Source organism: Bradyrhizobium sp. P2_E8 (assembly GCF_056403875.1).
This window is the reverse complement of the sequence record NZ_JBFUES010001812.1, coordinates 1-682: the sequence shown is the minus strand read 5'-3', so window position 1 is coordinate 682 and position 682 is coordinate 1. Positions and strand designations below refer to the sequence as shown.

Genomic DNA, 682 nt, shown 5'->3' with positions numbered 1-682 from the left:
AACCCCTCATCCGGCGCTTCGCGCCACCTTCTCCCGCAAGGGGAGAAGGAAGATCGCGGCTACACCGGAATCCGCACACTCGCCCTTAATCCGCCCATCGGGCTGTCGCCAAGCGTGATGTCGCCGCCGTGGGAGCGGGCGATGTCGCGGGCGATGGCTAGGCCGAGGCCCGTGCCGCCTTCGTCCTGGTTGCGGGCGTTGTCCAGCCGCAGGAACGGCTTGAACACCTCTTCGCGCAGATGCGCCGGAATGCCCGGGCCGTCGTCGTCGACCGTGACGGTCAGATAACGGTGATCGCGCTGGCCGGTGATGGCGATGCTCTTGCCGTAGCGCGCTGCATTGGTGACGAGGTTGGCGAGGCAGCGCTTGAACGAGGCCGGCTTCACCGTCACCACGGGCAGTCCGTTGAATGCGACGGTCGCAGCGTGGCCGTGGCGTTCGGCATCGCTGCGCAACTCCTCGAGCGCCTGCGCCATGTCGGTCGGCTGCGACTGCTCGCCGGAATCGCCGCGGGCAAAGGCGAGATAGTCCTCCAGCATCATCGACATCTCGTCGACATCCTTGCGCATGCCCTCGAGCTCCGGGTTGTCGCCGATCAGCGCCAGCTCGAGCTTGAAGCGGGTCAGGATGGTGCGCAGATCGTGGCTGACGCCGGCGAGCATCGCGGTGCGCTGCTCCATCG

At 67.0% G+C, this 682-nt stretch carries 1 protein-coding gene; it reads right to left on the bottom strand.

The features are described from left to right. Positions 1–59: 59 nt before the first annotated feature. Positions 60–682, bottom strand: a 623-nt coding sequence (locus AC1D00_RS44060) for an ATP-binding protein (protein ID WP_477015067.1), incomplete at its 5' end; no start/stop codon positions are given.